Annotated in this window: 19 protein-coding genes and 1 pseudogene; 8 read left to right on the top strand and 12 right to left on the bottom strand. The window is 61.1% G+C overall.

The window, feature by feature from the left end; genetic code table 11:
- From A4E33_RS11070 to A4E33_RS11050, 5 genes and pseudogenes are all read right to left on the bottom strand, one after another.
- Positions 1–247, bottom strand: a pseudogene (locus A4E33_RS11070) (hypothetical protein); the annotation flags it as partial.
- A 59-nt stretch (positions 248–306) separates the two neighbouring features.
- Positions 307–810: a hypothetical protein gene (locus tag A4E33_RS11065; protein WP_292348137.1), complete on the bottom strand. Its 504-nt coding sequence runs from the start codon at positions 808–810 to the stop codon at positions 307–309.
- Positions 811–1,049: 239 nt separating this feature from the next.
- Positions 1,050–1,610, bottom strand: a complete 561-nt coding sequence (locus tag A4E33_RS11060; RefSeq protein WP_292348135.1) for a hypothetical protein — start codon at positions 1,608–1,610, stop codon at positions 1,050–1,052.
- Positions 1,611–2,246: 636 nt separating this feature from the next.
- Entirely contained in the window at positions 2,247–2,504 is a 258-nt protein-coding gene (locus A4E33_RS11055) for a hypothetical protein (RefSeq protein WP_292348134.1), read from the bottom strand.
- Between the two features lie 518 nt (positions 2,505–3,022).
- Complete coding sequence (locus A4E33_RS11050; protein ID WP_292348132.1) at positions 3,023–3,349, bottom strand: hypothetical protein; 327 nt, start codon at positions 3,347–3,349, stop codon at positions 3,023–3,025.
- A 120-nt stretch (positions 3,350–3,469) separates the two neighbouring features.
- On the opposite strand from A4E33_RS11050, the gene A4E33_RS11045 reads away from it, so the two are divergent.
- The 3 genes from A4E33_RS11045 to A4E33_RS11035 all read left to right on the top strand — a co-directional run bounded on the left by A4E33_RS11045 (position 3,470) and on the right by A4E33_RS11035 (position 4,324).
- Entirely contained in the window at positions 3,470–3,700 is a 231-nt protein-coding gene (locus tag A4E33_RS11045) for a hypothetical protein (protein WP_292348130.1), read from the top strand.
- Positions 3,701–3,976: a type II toxin-antitoxin system RelE/ParE family toxin gene (locus A4E33_RS11040; RefSeq protein ID WP_292348128.1), complete on the top strand. Its 276-nt coding sequence runs from the start codon at positions 3,701–3,703 to the stop codon at positions 3,974–3,976. It begins immediately after the preceding gene.
- A 111-nt stretch (positions 3,977–4,087) separates the two neighbouring features.
- Complete coding sequence (locus tag A4E33_RS11035; RefSeq protein ID WP_292348126.1) at positions 4,088–4,324, top strand: hypothetical protein; 237 nt, start codon at positions 4,088–4,090, stop codon at positions 4,322–4,324.
- Between the two features lie 21 nt (positions 4,325–4,345).
- Here A4E33_RS11035 and A4E33_RS11030 read toward each other — a convergent pair whose 3' ends face one another.
- Together A4E33_RS11030 and A4E33_RS11025 are read right to left on the bottom strand one after the other, a co-directional pair.
- On the bottom strand, positions 4,346–5,329 hold the full coding sequence (locus A4E33_RS11030) for an ABC transporter substrate-binding protein (RefSeq protein WP_292348124.1): 984 nt from the start codon (positions 5,327–5,329) through the stop codon (positions 4,346–4,348).
- A gap of 3 nt (positions 5,330–5,332) precedes the next feature.
- Positions 5,333–5,821 (bottom strand): helix-turn-helix domain-containing protein, encoded by a 489-nt coding sequence (locus A4E33_RS11025; RefSeq protein ID WP_292348122.1) that lies wholly within the window; start codon positions 5,819–5,821, stop codon positions 5,333–5,335.
- 104 nt (positions 5,822–5,925) lie between these two features.
- Here A4E33_RS11025 and A4E33_RS11020 point away from each other — a divergent pair, with 104 nt between their 5' ends.
- The 5 genes from A4E33_RS11020 to comE are packed head-to-tail and all read left to right on the top strand — an operon-like array spanning position 5,926 to position 10,603.
- Positions 5,926–6,723: an ATP-binding cassette domain-containing protein gene (locus A4E33_RS11020; protein ID WP_292348120.1), complete on the top strand. Its 798-nt coding sequence runs from the start codon at positions 5,926–5,928 to the stop codon at positions 6,721–6,723.
- On the top strand, positions 6,720–7,427 hold the full coding sequence (locus tag A4E33_RS11015) for a GTP-binding protein (RefSeq protein WP_292348117.1): 708 nt from the start codon (positions 6,720–6,722) through the stop codon (positions 7,425–7,427). Before A4E33_RS11020 ends, A4E33_RS11015 begins: the two co-directional genes overlap by 4 nt.
- 2 nt (positions 7,428–7,429) lie before the next feature.
- Positions 7,430–8,050 (top strand): (Fe-S)-binding protein, encoded by a 621-nt coding sequence (locus tag A4E33_RS11010; RefSeq protein WP_292348115.1) that lies wholly within the window; start codon positions 7,430–7,432, stop codon positions 8,048–8,050.
- 8 nt (positions 8,051–8,058) lie between these two features.
- Positions 8,059–9,474 carry a cysteate synthase gene (locus tag A4E33_RS11005; protein WP_292348112.1) on the top strand — a complete coding sequence of 472 codons (1,416 nt, stop codon included), beginning with the start codon at positions 8,059–8,061 and terminating at the stop codon, positions 9,472–9,474.
- Positions 9,467–10,603, top strand: coding sequence for a sulfopyruvate decarboxylase subunit beta (gene comE / locus A4E33_RS11000; RefSeq protein ID WP_292348110.1), 1,137 nt, complete (start codon positions 9,467–9,469; stop codon positions 10,601–10,603). The genes A4E33_RS11005 and comE overlap by 8 nt, the downstream gene beginning before the upstream one ends.
- Before the next feature lie 372 nt (positions 10,604–10,975).
- Here comE and A4E33_RS10995 read toward each other — a convergent pair whose 3' ends face one another.
- The 5 genes from A4E33_RS10995 to nifS all read right to left on the bottom strand — a co-directional run bounded on the left by A4E33_RS10995 (position 10,976) and on the right by nifS (position 14,727).
- A complete protein-coding gene (locus A4E33_RS10995; RefSeq protein WP_292348108.1) occupies positions 10,976–11,407 on the bottom strand; it encodes a molybdenum cofactor biosynthesis protein MoaE in 432 nt (143 codons plus the stop codon).
- 10 nt (positions 11,408–11,417) lie between these two features.
- Positions 11,418–11,696 (bottom strand): ubiquitin-like small modifier protein 1, encoded by a 279-nt coding sequence (locus A4E33_RS10990; RefSeq protein WP_292348106.1) that lies wholly within the window; start codon positions 11,694–11,696, stop codon positions 11,418–11,420.
- Positions 11,693–12,451, bottom strand: coding sequence for a HesA/MoeB/ThiF family protein (locus A4E33_RS10985; protein WP_292348104.1), 759 nt, complete (start codon positions 12,449–12,451; stop codon positions 11,693–11,695). Before A4E33_RS10985 ends, A4E33_RS10990 begins: the two co-directional genes overlap by 4 nt.
- Positions 12,452–13,111: 660 nt before the next feature.
- Positions 13,112–13,543, bottom strand: coding sequence for a Fe-S cluster assembly scaffold protein NifU (gene nifU / locus A4E33_RS10980; protein ID WP_292348139.1), 432 nt, complete (start codon positions 13,541–13,543; stop codon positions 13,112–13,114).
- Positions 13,544–13,545: 2 nt separating this feature from the next.
- Complete coding sequence (gene nifS, locus A4E33_RS10975; protein ID WP_292348103.1) at positions 13,546–14,727, bottom strand: cysteine desulfurase NifS; 1,182 nt, start codon at positions 14,725–14,727, stop codon at positions 13,546–13,548.
- Positions 14,728–14,766 lie beyond the last annotated feature (39 nt).

The following is a 14,766-nucleotide window of genomic DNA, read 5'->3' as shown; positions in this document are numbered from 1 at the left end:
GGACCGCCGCACCGATGAATGCCAGCGGCAGTACCGTCATGCCGGCAAACCAGATGCCGGCCGGGACCGCAATGTTGGCTGCAAGCAGGGCTGCCATGCAGGTCTCGCCGAGGCAGAACCAGGTGCGGTACTCTGCCGGGTCCTGCGCCTTCTCTTCCTCCGTCATGACCGCAGGATCGAACATGCCGATGGCGTGGAGCACGCCCCGGCAGAAGGTGCGGGTTGCGGCGGCAAGCTGTGGTGACATGGGGATACCTCCATTCTCCAGAATGGGGAGGAGGGGATATCTCCTCCCGGATTTTTTGGTTACGCGAGGGCCGTTACACCGTCGGCCCAGGTTTCGAGCACCGTGCGGATCGCATCGTCCTCGTACGAGGAGAGGGTGACCTGCTGGCGCGAGAAGTTCACCATGTAGATCTCCCCGTTGGGGGCATGGCACCTCAGGGTCGCCGAGAAGCTGTCCGCTGCGGGATCCCGTGCCGGGGTGCCGCCATGGGCCGTGTTGTTGGCGGTGTTCGCGAGTACTGCTGCGATCCCGGCGTTGAACCCGGCGATCGTGCTGTAGGTCTCCGACGACCTGCCGATACTCTTCCCGAGCGCGTCCTGGTACACGAACTTTGCCGTGTAGGACTCGCGGGTTTTCTCCACGGGCGGGTGGTTGACGCCCCCGCTCATGTACGATACACACCCGAACGGGTTGTTCAGGATGACGTTCTGGACGATCGTGTTGAATGCATCGATGTCCGCGATCGGTGCCGCAAGTTTGCGCACCGAGCTTTTTACATTGGTGTTCTGTACGAAATCTGCCATTTCTTTTCACTTCCTTTGTCGTTTTGTAGGGGAGCTGGCTCCGCCAGCCCCGTTCGGGGTTCTGATGAAACCCCTCGAATGTCGCCAGGTACCCTTTGACAGGAAGAACGACTCCGCCGTTCTCCCATCCTCGGCGTCCTGCAGAACTCCTTGGACAGAAAAAGATGGTCAGGCAGGGTTAAACCCCTGCACCTGCATGATGAATCCGGGCCATTTCCAGGACCGGGAAGAAGAACGGCCTACGCTGTGGCGCGCATCCGGTGAGATACCGGTTCCAGCCGCAGTTCCTGCAAATCCGGCTTCGTTCTGGTCGCCTCGTTCCAGATACCGCCGCGGTACACCCGGTAACGGAGCAGACCCGCCACGCGGGAGAAGACCCAGAACTGGAGGTTGTCGCTGTCGCTGTTCCAGAACGGCTGTATCTTTTTGAGATCCTTGTCATGGGCCTTTGCGGTCTCCCTCGCGTTCGTGACCGTGCCTTTTGCCATGACCGCCTTCACAAGGATGCAGGCCTTTCCCATGATCCCGATGATGTCGAAGGGGATGTCACGATACGGGATCTTCCCGATCACCCATCCCTCGCTCTTCAGGATATCCATGGCTTCCAGTACGATCGGGCGGACATGCTGTCCCGGCGTCATGTGCCAGGGCCAGCAAAGTACTTCTTTCACCCGTTTGTGGCGCTTCACCTGCACCGTCATCGCATCCTTAACGTTCTTCTGTTTCCGGGAGATCTTCCCTCCCCTGTTTTTTCGGGAGGCCGTTCGGGGCCTCTTCTTCGTGCTTGAATACATGCTCATTTTCGCTTTCTCACTCCTATCATCACATGGTATTCATCGGTCGCTACCGGTCTCCACCGGACCATGCGCCGAGAACGCCCTGTTTGCGGCCGGTCCCCTGTTCATGGTAACCTGCCGGAACGATCCTGCGCAGCTCCTCATGCTGCCGGACCGGCGTTCACTGACGCTTCACCACGCTTCGCGGGCACACCATTGTCGAAGAACCTTTCAGGTTCTTCTCCTGTCTCAGGTCGAAGAATCTTTCAGATTCTTCTTCTGCCTCGGGTCCGATGACCCTTAGCATTCTGATGACCCTCAACACCGTGCATCCACTCCCGCGGCCGCGGCACAATGTAGTACGACTTTCCCACAGTGCCCTGGATTTGTACATTCTGTACACTGGTTACTGCCGCACCGCTGATCCGTTCGCGGCGGGGGTGTCGGGCCCCCTGGGCCGCCACGGTGGCGGGGTGCAGTTGTTCTATGGCACTGTGATTATCTTACGAATGATATATTGCGATATAAACTTTGTAGTTGAATTGTCTGACAATTGGGGACTTCCTGATTCTCCCTATTTTTTATCGGATTTCAACAGGGCTTTCAGTTCCCCCAGACCGGCCTGAATGCTCTTTTCCAGGGTTTCGATCTTTTCTATGATCACTTCCGGCTTCTCGTACCGGACTTCCTCGTATTCGATCTCCTTGTAGCGCGAGATGGAGGGGTCGTAACGGCATAGGCGCTCTCCATGTCGTTTGTGAGCGTCTCGGTCACGGTCCTGAAAATTTTCGCCCTGAAATCCGACTGCCTGGTATCGACTTCCTTCCAGACTTTTGATCGGTCGGAAACATCCCAGCCCTGCTCTTTCAGGAGGACATCAATCATCTCCAGCCGTGTCCGGAACTCGCTGCGATCCAAGATAGTACCTCAATAGAGTGTGTAGTATGTATGGATTCGGGATTATGCACCATGAAGGTTACTGGATTGCATCAGCCCCCCTGCAGGACCAGCCCGGGGCGGGGGGGTACCCCCACCCCCTCCCCCTCTCAGCCCGCTCATCCCACCTCCAGCTGTACCAGGAAAAGGCCTTTCACCGACGAGAACAAGACTGATACCCCCTCAACAACTGGGGGGGATCCCCCCACCCCCCGAACCAGAGGGAGGGCGGATCACCCCAGCCAAAAAAATACCGGGTGGGGGGAGGTACCCCCCCGGCCCCCTCCCCCCTGCCGCAAAAAGGGGGGATCCCTGCAGGGAAACGTCATGGATTCCCCGACGGGAATCCACCAGGAAACCCATATTGCTGATTGCGGGACCTTTCGTTCCCGGCGCGGAAGGGGGGGTGGGGGTATCCCCCACCTCTCCCCATGGGGCAGGGGGGGGTGGTATCCCTCCGGAAAAAAACTGGCGGGCGGGAGGTACCCCTGACCCCACACTTACCGCTGCTCCAGCGCATCCAGCCGCTTCTCGATCCGCCCAAGCGACTGCTGGGAGACGAGGATGACGCCGAGGATCGCTGCCCAGACAATCCACTGGGAGATCATCGTGCCGACCATCGCAACGAGCGCTGCGGCAACGATCGCCTCCCCCTCGCTCTCCGGGCTGGACCCGGCCGGACGCCTCTCGATGTAACGCACGAGGAAAAGGATGCCGAAGATAAGCGCGATACCTGCGAGAGCGACAAGGAGCTGCATCGTGACAATGCCGTAGATGCTGATCACCGCGATGGTGGCCGCAAGGAAGATGAGATATTTTCGTTCCATGGTACAGAATATTAAACCCGTTCTATAATAAGATCCGCGGGACCGGGCGGAACGAGGAAGGACGGCACGCATAAACAATAGGAAAATCCTTATCCCGTCTACTCATGTATACATATGTATATGCAGTCTACCACGATCCGGATCTCGCACGAGACCAAGGAGCTGCTCGACGGCCTCAAGCATCACCCGCGGGAGAGCTACGAGGAGGTCATCGGGCGCCTCGCGACCATGGCACGTGACGATGAACCGCTCTCGGACGAGGAGATTGAAGACATGAAGGCAAGCCTGGACGATATCCGGGCCGGACGGGTAAAAACCCTCAGGACCGTCAGGACCGAACTGGGGATCTGATTGCCGTACGAGATCCTCATCCCCCGGCATGTGGAGAGACAGATCCGGAAGATTCCCAAAAAAACCGTTTCGCGTATCCTGGACGATCTTGAAGGATTTGCCGACTGCCCCGACTACCAGCGGTACGATGTCCGCAGGATCGTGGGTTCACCGAAGACAGCCCCGCGGTACCGGATGCGATCCGGCAATTACCGGGTCATCTTCTTCATCCTTCACGACCGCCTGGTCATCGAAGTGATCTCCATCCGGAGGAAAAAGACCGGCATGGAGTATTGAGCCTTTTTCCGAGGGCTGGCATGGTCACTGTACAGGGAAAGCGGCAAACCTGCACCTGCCAGGTTCAGGAGGGGCATCCTGGGCTGAGAGAACTGCTGCGCAGATTTGTGGATGGAGGAGCCCGGGTTCTTCGGCACCAAGCAGGGATCCATCGCGGTTGCCGGCGATAAGGGTGGCGGGATCGCAGAGGTTGGCCGCGTCATCGCCTCCTGCCTGAAAGAGGCGCATGCGATCGACCTGACAAAGAAGGGGATCGTGTTCTACCGGGCAAACAACAAGGCGCCCGAACGGCTCGGGGAAACCATCGACCGGGTCGGGTCCGACACGTTCATGAAAGCGGTGAAGTGAAGGGACCGGCGGAGGAGCGTTTCATCTGGTATCTCGTCTGTTTTTCCCGGGCGGGAGATTGCTCCACTCCTCCATCCCGTCGCTGTAGTGGTGCCGCCCCGGGTGCACCCGGGCGATAAGCGACGGCTCGAAGATCTCCTTCTCCCCGATCGGCCGCGGGATATATCCCAGGGTGTGGAGTACCGGCACAAACCTCATTGTCGATTCAATGTATTCCCGCGGCAGGGCAGCGCAGTACTTCGGCGATATCCGGTACGCTTCCTGTACAAACGCCTCGTCCACCATCCCTGTTGTTGCGGCAACGGTGCGGGCGCAGGCAGCGGGATCGTGGCGGATCCGCTCACAGGCCTGCTCGTGGGCGGCAAGGAACCGAAGGAGAAGCCCCTCCTGTTCCAGCATCTCCCGCATGACCACGATCCCGTAACTCGGATTGAACGGCCAGAGCTGGTCCGGTGGAACCACGAGGCGGGCATTCCCGTACCGGCGTGCGGTCACGGCAAGGGCCGGCGTTCCTGCGGCGCACGCGATCTCGCCGGAACCGAGCGCATCGGCAAGGAAGTCCGCCCACGGGTAGTTCCTGACTTCCACGTCCGCGATGCCGTGCTCCCGGAGCAGTTCGCGGACGATGACATCGTGGATCGATCCCTGCGGCGGGGTGCCGATCGCCTTTCCGGCACACTGCGAAAGGAACGCCCGCATGCTCCCGCACCCGCCAAAAGTCCGGGTGCCCGGCCCGCCGACAATTATCGTCCCTTCAACATGCCCGCCGGCGATGCACGCAAGCGGGAGACCGCGCCCGATTCCGATGATAACGGGGGGGAGGCCGATGTACCCGAGGTCGAGCGTCCCCGCCTCCATTGCGTTGATGATATCCGGCCCGGACGCAAAGAGCCTCCAGTCCGCACGGATTCCCAGCCCATGCAGGATCTCCGATCCCCGGAGGAGGAAGGCCGTGTGGTACAGGGTCGAGAGGTGCCCGATCCGGATACTACCCGCGTCAGCCATGAATCACCCGACCTTCCGCGCGAGCGTGGCCATCGCCTCGCTGACCACCGCAAGGTCGGGCCGGAGCATTACGACCGGGATATCCACGATCTTCTCCACGATGGAGGCCAGGATCGGGGCACAGACGATGCCCGCTGCGCCGTCCTTTTCTGCACGAACCGCAGCGATGATGCATTCCTCGAGCGAATTTGCCGAGTATCCCCGGATGCCGATCCTCCTGCCTCCGGACTCGATCTCCCGCCGGTCGAGGCTGTCGAGGAGGAAGCGGGCGGCGATGACGGCAATGAAACGGTCATGGCCGGGCTCGAGAACCGAAACGATCTTTTTGATGGTGGAGAGACGCGGGTCCCGCTCCCCCACCGTCACCTTGTACAGGGTCGAGACGGGGATACCGGTCTGCTCCGCCAGGTCCTTCACGGTCATGTTCTTGCGCTCGAGCTCCTCGTTCAGGGCCGTGGTGAAATCGGTTTCGAATATCCTCTTTGACAGCATATTAACCTTTAAGTGACACTTTTGAGATTATATTTGTTACTATAAGGTTAATTTTTATGGAAAATTGGATAACTATATCAGTACCGGTGCGATCTCCTGAGTATATGCGCAGCGAACAGTTCAGGGAACTGGCAATCCTTCCCGGTGCCAATCGGTACGGGGAGAAGGAGGGGTTCGACAGGATCGCCCTCCGCCCGGGGGATACCGTCTCGATCGTCGGCTCGACCGGGTCCGGCAAATCGGCATTCGTCAACGATATCGAGGTGCTGGCCCAGGGCGACACGGTCACCGGCCGCTCTATCCTGATAAACGGTCTGCCACCTTCGGACGACATGGTCCGCGACCCGGCAAAAAAACCCATCGCCCTCATCACCCAGAACACCCGGGTGATCGCGGATCTCACGGTCGAGCGGTTCCTCTCCCTTCATATCAAAGCCCGCGACACCGACGCCCACGCGCTGGTGGAAAAGACTGTTGCGCTCGCCAACGAGTTCACGGGCGAGAAGATCGCTCCCGGCATGCGGATGACGTCCCTCTCCGGCGGGCAGACCCGATCGCTCCTCATCGCTGACGCCATCCTGATCGGGCAGACCCCCATCCTCCTCCTTGACGAAGTGGAGAATGCCGGCATCTTCAAAGAGAAGGTCATCCGGTGCCTGAAGCACTACCACAAGGCCGTTATTTTCGTGACCCACGACCCGCTCCTCGCCATGATCACCGACCGGCGCATTATCATGAAGAACGGCGCCGTCACCGCGGTGCTCGAGCCGGGCGGGACCGAGCGGGATATGGTCTTGCACGTATCGGGCATCGACGCTTTCCTCGTGGAGCTCCGCGAGCGGATACGGGCCGGCGACCTGATCGGAGCCGATCTCCTCAAAAATCCTGTCGTGCCGGCATGAAGCTCGTCATCGTCGCGGGTCCTCCGAGCGCCGGGAAGACGGCCGTGATCCGCCAGATCGTCCGCGAGTTCAGAAGCACGGAGAGCCCGGTCTTCCTGAAGATCGACGTTGTCCGGGCGTTCGAGGACGAGGAACTCCGTGCGGAGTTCGGCATCCCTGCCCGGAAAGTGTACTCGGGTGACCTCTGTCCCGATCACATGGGGATCATGATCCTCCGGGATGCGATCGCATGGGCGGAGGGGCTGAAGGCGGGGATGCTGATCGTGGAGAGCGCCGGTCTCTGCCTCCGGTGCACGCCCTATGCAACCCAGTCGTTCGGGATCGCGGTACTCTCAGCCGTCTCCGGCAGCAACACCCCGCTCAAGATGGCCCCCATGATCGCTCTTGCCGACGTTGCGGTCGTGACAAAGACAGACCTCATCTCGCAGGCCGAGAAGGAGGTCTTCCGGGAATGCATCCGTATGGTCAGGACGGGGCTCGACATCATCGAAACCAACGCCATCCAGGGCACCGGCATGCGGTATCTCATGCAGGCGATCGCTGCCGCCCCTGAAATAAGCGATCCGGAGACGATCACGCTCCGCGGCACGCCGCCGCTCGGTGTCTGTACGATCTGCGTGGGAAAGAAGGAGATCGGCTGGCAGCACCACTTCGGCGTCATCCGCCCGCTCGACGCGGCCGACAACCTGTTCCGGGGCGACTGACCATGGCCTGGACACCGCCGGGAAAGGATTGCGGGGCCTGCGGATCCGGGAGCTGTGCGGAGTTTTCGGCAAGGGTCGCTGCCGGCGAAAGGAACGGGGCAGACTGCCCGTTCTTGTCCTTACCTGCCACCAGTGCGCCCGTCAGGGCAGATTATTCCGGTACAGATGTGCTCGGCAACAGATACGATTTCGTGCTCTGCGCCCTTCCCGGAGAACCCTCGGCCCGCAAGTTTGTAGTACCGTTCCGGCCCGATCTCATTGAGCGCTGGGATATCCGGCCCGGCGAGATCGTGACGGGCCGTCCTGCCGGCCCGGGCTGCCCGGTCTACCATGCCCTGCAGGTCATCTCCGCCAACCCGGTCACGGGGGTGCTGGCCTGCCACACCGTCGGCCCCCTTGCCACCCGCACTCCCGGCACGAAGGTCCACGATCTCCAGGCGTACCATGTGCATGCGTTCGAGGGGATCGCCCGGACCATTGCCCGGCCACCCGTACTCGGGACCCGCCAGCGGTTCCTGCCGGGATACTGCATGATGGACCTCTCGCACACCGCTGTCGTAAACATGGTGCTTTCCAAGGAATACGGGACCCATGTCCGGCTCGAAGATATCCGGATACAATGAGGATTACCATGGAACAGGAATCCCTCAAACGGAAAAATGCCGCACCGCTCCTCCAGTACAGGAGAGCGGCACCGGCAGAAACGACCGCCGCCCCGCATGGCGTCACCGGCAGCCGTGATACCGGGAATGAGAAAAAACCCGCCTGCACGCCCATCCCGAAGTTCCACATCCGGTGTGTCGGCGGGGGGGAGTTCATCGATGACCCCTCCGTGATGAACTGCCCGCAGGGCCACGACTCCCTCCTGCGTGCGGAATATTCCTGCCGGAGACTGGTCCTCTCGCCGTACAGTGGGATCTTCCGGTACCTCTGCTGGCTGCCGGTAACACAACCGCTGGTCCCGTCGGGAGGACCGGTCACGCTTGGCGGGACGGCGCTCGGCCGGGAACTCGGGCTTGCGAACCTTTCGATCTCCTTCTCCGGCTACTTCCCGGAATGCGGGGCAGACCTGACCACCGGCTCCTTCAAGGAGCTCGAGGCTCTCGCAACGCTCCAGCGGCTCCGGGAAACCGGTGGGAAGATCCCGGTTGTGGCATCGGCAGGCAACACCGGGCGGGCGTTTGCCGGGATCGCGGCACGGTGCGGCATGCCGGTCGTTATCGTCGTGCCGGAGACCTCCCGGCACCTGCTCTGGACAACGCAGGAGTCCCGGGACGTGTATCTTGTGGCCGTGAAAGGAGACTACAGCGATGCTATCGCCGTTGCCACAGCACTCTCGTCCGTCCCGGGCTGCGTGCCCGAGGGAGGCGCGAAGAATATCGCCCGTCGTGACGCCATGGGTACGGTCATGCTCGACGCGACGGTAACGGCGGGGCGGATGCCGGAGTACTACTTCCAGGCCGTAGGGAGCGGGACGGGAGCGATCGCTGCATGGGAAGCCTCCCTCCGGCTGAGAAACGACGGGAGATACGGGGACCGTCTCCCCATCCTCCACCTTGCCCAGAACGAGCCCTTCACGCCCATGGTATCGGCATGGCGCGACCGCCGCCGGCAGATCATTCCGGAGAAGGACCTGCCGGATGCAGGCCGGGCCGTCAGCCAGGTGATGTCGAACGTGCTCACGAACAGGAACCCGTCCTATGCCATCCGCGGGGGCCTGTTCGACGCCCTTGCGGATACGGACGGGGTCATGTACAGCGTGCCGAACGCGGAAGGGTATGCAGCCCTCCGGCTGGTCCGCGATACCGAGGGGATCGACCTGGATCCGGCAGCAGCCATAGCCGCGGCAGCGCTGGTGCAGGCTGCTGAACGGGACCTCATCCCCCGCACTGCCCGCATCCTTCTGAACCTTACGGGCGGCGGGTACGAGCGGATAGGGGAGGAATTCCCGCAGTACCTGATCGAACCGGCATTCACCCTTTCACCGGGCGAGCCCCGCGAAGCATTGATACAGGACCTGAAAGAATGGATCGTGAACCATGGATGAGAACCAGATCATCGATGAACTGAAAGTGCAGGGGATCGACCTTGTCAGCGCCATTCCGTGCGACAAGGCAAAAGGGCTCTTCTTCCGGCTGCCGGAGGCGTTCCGGCACATCGGTCTCACCCGGGAGGAGGATGGTGTCGGCATCTCGGCCGGGGCATACCTTGCCGGGGCCCGCCCGCTGATTGCGCTCCAGAGCTCGGGACTCGGGAACATGCTGAACGCGATCCTGTCGCTGACCGTCACGTTCGGCCTGCCGCTGCCCATCCTTGCAAGCTGGCGGGGCGGGACGAACGAGACGATCCCCGCCCAGATCCCGTTCAACCGCCCGCTCCCCCGGATCCTGGCTGCGGCCGGTATTCCGTGCACCATCCTCTCCAACCGGAACAGCACGAAGGAGATCGGCGATGCTGTTGCCCACACGTTCCGGAAAAACACCCCGCACGTCATCCTTATCCGGCCCGGCTGTATCGATGAAGGGGGATGCCTGCCTGCCGCGGATGTCCCGGCGTATCCTGCCGCAGGGCGGCTGCCCGGCACATCCTATACACGGGAATGGAGAGACCCGGTCATGACACGGTACGATGCCATCGCGGCCATCGCCGGGCAGGTCAGCGGGGAGATCCTGGTCTCGAACATCGGCGTGCCGTCAAAAGAACTCTACGCGGCAAAGGACCGCCGTCAGAACTTCTATATGCTGGGGAGCTACACGCAGGCCTCCTCCATCGGCCTCGGGATTGCGACAGTCCGCCCGGAGAAGCGGGTGATCGTGCTGGACGGGGACGGGAGCCTGCTCGGCTCATCGATCCTGCCGGTGATCGCCGCCGCGGCACCCGGGAACCTCACTGTTGTCGGCCTCGACAATGGCGTTTTCGGCAGCACGGGTAACCAGCCGCGGCCGGGAATCGAGACTGCTGACCTGCGGCTTCTCGCCATGGGATCCGGGTTCAGGAAAACGTGGACCGTGCACGAACCCGGAGAACTTGCGGAGGCACTTGCGGGATCAGCGCAGGGCGGGCCGGCGTTCATCCACGCCCGGATCCGGCCGGGCAACCGCGATGTCCCCAACATTCCGCTGGAGCCGGTCCAGATCCGGGACCGGTTCAGGGCAGCGCTGGCGACCGGGTTGTGAGTGGAAAAAACCTTTAAAAATAGTTCTTGAGAAATCCTCTGATACTGACGCGCTTGGGGGCGTCGAACCTCGCAAAGCGAGGTGAGACGGGAGAAGAGCCACCTGGCTCATCGACATCCGCGTCGAAGAATTGCTTAGCAATTCTTCTTCTCCTTTTGGTTCTGATGTACCATTCGGACCACCCCGCCGAAGTATGCCCTTATTGTGATGACGCTGTATCGCCTGGACACAAAATAGCAGAGGTTGATATCAGGTAATGATGAGGAATCCTAAGCGCCCCCGTCCCCAACGGGGGCTGGGCTGGCGCAAGGGGGGCGATCCTCTCTGGGAGTGAGTTTCCTCCAGACTGCGAAAACACTCCTGAAAAACGCATCAGGATGGACTGCCGGGTTTCCCCCTGCCGTGCCCGTGCTCGCCCGGAACCCAGCGCCCGCCGTTCTTTGTCAGCTCCTTCTTCCAGATGGGGACGCTCTTCTTGATCTCCTCGATGATGTAGCGCGAACCGGCATACGCCTCCGGGCGGTGGCCGGCGCTGACAAGAATGATCAGGATATTCTCGCCAACGGAGAGACGCCCGATGCGGTGGATGATATCGACATGCAGGAGCCTGTGGAGCCGCGTTGCATCCGCTGCAATCTTCTCCATTTCTGCAACAGCGACATCTTCGTAGGCCTCGAGCTCCATTTCGGTGATATCGTCATCCCGCACAACCCCGTCGAAGAGGACGACCGCTCCCGTGCCGGGCACCTTTGCTGCAGCGGTGAGGGCGCCGATATCCACGTCTTCTGTCTGGACTTTTATCATCGGTCTCTCCTTATCCCCCCGCAACCGGCGGGAAGACTGCGATCTCGTCGCCATCGGCAACCCGGGCCGCGGCTGCATCCCCGTGCTCCACCCGCTTCCCGTTGCGCATCACGATGACGAACTCGTGGAAGTTGCCCTTGTCGTCAAAGATCGCGTCGTAGCCCTCCTTGTTCTTCCAGGCCGTGTCGCGGACGAGCGAGAGAATCGTCGATCCTTCAGGGACCGGGACGGGGATGTCTGTCCCGAGCAGTTCCCGGAATTTTGCAAAGAACCGAAGTTTCGCCGTCATTTCTTCTTCTCCCCGGCAGGCATCTCCGTGCCGCCGATGCCGCAGGCCGGGCAGCAGGGGATCCGCTCGGCATAGATCTCCTCGGCACGCCCGGCAAGGCCGTCCCACACCAGGATCCGGCCGGTCAGCAGGTCTCCGGATCCCAGCAGGACCTTGAGCACCTCGGTTGCCTGGATCGTCCCGATGACGCCCGCTGTCGCCCCCACGACCGGGAACACCTCCTGTGGCGGGGCTTTCGGGAAGATGCACTTCAGGCAGGGAGTCTTACCCGGGATGATGGTGGTCGCCTGCCCGTAGAACCCGCGGATGGCGCCGTGGAAGAGCGGGATCTTCTTCGCGATTGCGACCTGGTTGAGCAGGTACCGGACCGGGTAGTTGTCCATGGCGTCGACAATGCCATCGGCATTCCCGATAAGTTCCGCCACGTTATCCTCATCTATCCGGGCGTCGATTGCATTGATCCTGATGTCCGGGTTGACCGCGGTCAGCTTCTCCATCGCCGAGACCGTCTTCTTTTTCCCGATATCGCGGTCGGTGTGCAGGATCTGGCGGTTCAGGTTCGTCTGGTCGACCGTATCCATGTCGACAACGGTAAGTGTCCCGACGCCCGCAACGGCAAGGTAATAGGAAACCGGCGAGCCGAGCCCTCCTGCCCCTGCAACGAAGATGTGCGCCTTCTTCAGCTTCTCCTGCCCCTCGTTGCCAAAGAGCATGATCTGCCGTTTGTACCGTTCGCGTTCGCGATCTGAGAGCATGGGTCACCTTGGTACGGGAGGAAAGATTCCATTGTATCGGTATTGGTTTTCCGGTTCCCGTGAGGATTCGCTGTATCGTACCTTTGCCGGAGGATGTATTAATTGCATCATGTTCCGGCAGGAATTGCCGTTTGTTTTACAGGATGAAGTCCATGTCTTATATTCGGGTTCCGGAAATCGAGTGGATGACTCCCCGCCTCAGGGCCCCTCACGGGGCACGGCGGGGCAAGAGCGGGTCCGGAAAAAACGCTCATTGAAGGCCGCCGCGGGAGCGCCCCCGCGGGGGCGGCGGCACGTATCATAAAGGGGGTATGGGGGCATCAGCCCCCATCATTGATTCCCCCCCCCTCTTACGCCACCAGTCCCCCCAAAGGGGGGACGGGGCGCAGTACGATGCCTCTGTATTACCTGGACAGGAACTTCTGATGGATTTTCTGAAAGGTTCTCGATCACAAATTTCAGCCAGGGGATGTCCGGCAGTGAGGGCACCATGCGATGCCGCTGCATTTCCCATACGGGAACATCTGATAAAATTTTCTGACAGGAAACCCATCGTTATCGCAACCGGGGGATGCCACAGCGGCGGGGGGCTTCGTCGCCTGGCGAAGCCCCCCAAGAGCGTCTGAGATTATTGGCTCCCGGTTTTAAATGGACGTGTCCTCACAGCCCGCACGTCCCCTCCACGTGCTCGTGTGCGTGCGGGTTCTTCTCCACCCACGGTTCGAGGCCCTGCTTCTTCCGGTAATCGTTGATGGCCTTGTGGATCCCTTCCTCGGCAAGCACCGAGCAGTGCATCTTGACCGGGGGGAGGCCGTCCAGAGCCTCGGCAACCGCCTTGTTGGAGAGATCCCACGCCTCCTCGAGAGTCTTTCCCTTCACGAGCTCTGTCGCCATGCTGCTCGAGGCAATGGCCGCGCCGCAGCCGAAGGTCCTGAACTTCGCGTCGGTGACGATATTGTTCTCGATCTTCAGATAGATGTTCATGATATCCCCGCAGACGGGATTGCCGACCTCGCCGACACCGCTGGGGTTCTCGATCTCGCCCACGTTTCTCGGGTTTTTGAAATGGTCCATGACCTTGTCGCTGTACATTGTCATCCCCCCTTTTTCCCTTTATAGAGCGGCGACATCTCGCGCAGCTTCGCAACAATACCGGGAAGAACCCCGAGAACGAAGTCCACGTCCGCAACCGTGTTCGCGTCCCCCAGCGTGAGCCGGAGCGAGCCGTGCGAGATCTCCACCGGCAGGCCCGTTGCCATCAGGACGTGCGAGGGCTCGAGCGATCCCGAGCTGCACGCGCTGCCGGTCGAGGCGCAGATGCCCTCGTCGTCCAGCCAGAGGAGCAGGGACTCACCCTCGATGAACTCAAACGAGATGTTGATGTTGCCCGGGAGGCGCTTCTCCGGGTGGCCGTTGAGGTGCGTGTCGGAGATTCTCGCCTGGATCCCCTTCAGGAGCCGGTCCCGCAGCGCCCGGATCGTCTGGTTGTGCCCTTCGATATCAGCAGTCGCGAGCTCGATCGCCTTGCCAAGCCCCACGATGCCGGCCAGGTTCTCCGTCCCCGCACGGCGCCGGCGCTCCTGCCCGCCGCCATGGATCAGGTTGTGGACCTTCAGACCTTTTCTGATGTAGAGCGCCCCGACGCCCTTAGGGCCGTAAAACTTATGGGCGGAGAGGGAGAGCAGGTCGATGTCCTGGGCTTTCACATCGATGGGGATGTTCCCGATGGCCTGTACTGCATCGGTGTGGAACGGGACCTTGTGCTTCTTTGCGATCGCACCCAGCTCCGCGATCGGCTCGATGGTACCGATCTCGTTGTTGGCGTACATGACGGAGATGAGGATGGTCGTATCCGTGATCGCCTTTTCGAGATCTGCCGGGCTGACAAGGCCGTACCGGTCCACCGGCAGGTAGGTTACTCTGAACCCCTCCTTCTCCAGGTACTGGCAGGTGTGCAGGACCGCGTGGTGCTCGATCTTCGTCGTGATGATATGATTGCCCTTCTGCCGGTTCGCGAGTGCAACGCCCTTGATGGCCCAGTTATCGGACTCGCTCCCCCCGGAGGTGAAGTAGATCTCGTCGGGGTCTGCCCCGAGGGCCTTTGCCACCTGCCCCCGTGCTGCCTCAACGGCCTTCTTCGACTCGCGGGCAATGCTGTAGATCGACGAGGGATTGCCGAAGCGTTCGGCATGGTATGGCGCCATTGCTTCCAGCACCTCCTTCCGGACACAGGTTGTCGCGGAATGGTCCATGTAAATGATGCGTTTGTCTGCCATGCGGGGATCCTGCATTGGTTTATTTTTTATGTGACGTCT

The organism is Methanoregula sp. PtaB.Bin085 (genome assembly GCF_002067035.1).
Lineage (GTDB): Archaea > Halobacteriota > Methanomicrobia > Methanomicrobiales > Methanospirillaceae > Methanoregula.
This window is presented reverse-complemented; position numbering and strand designations above follow the sequence as displayed.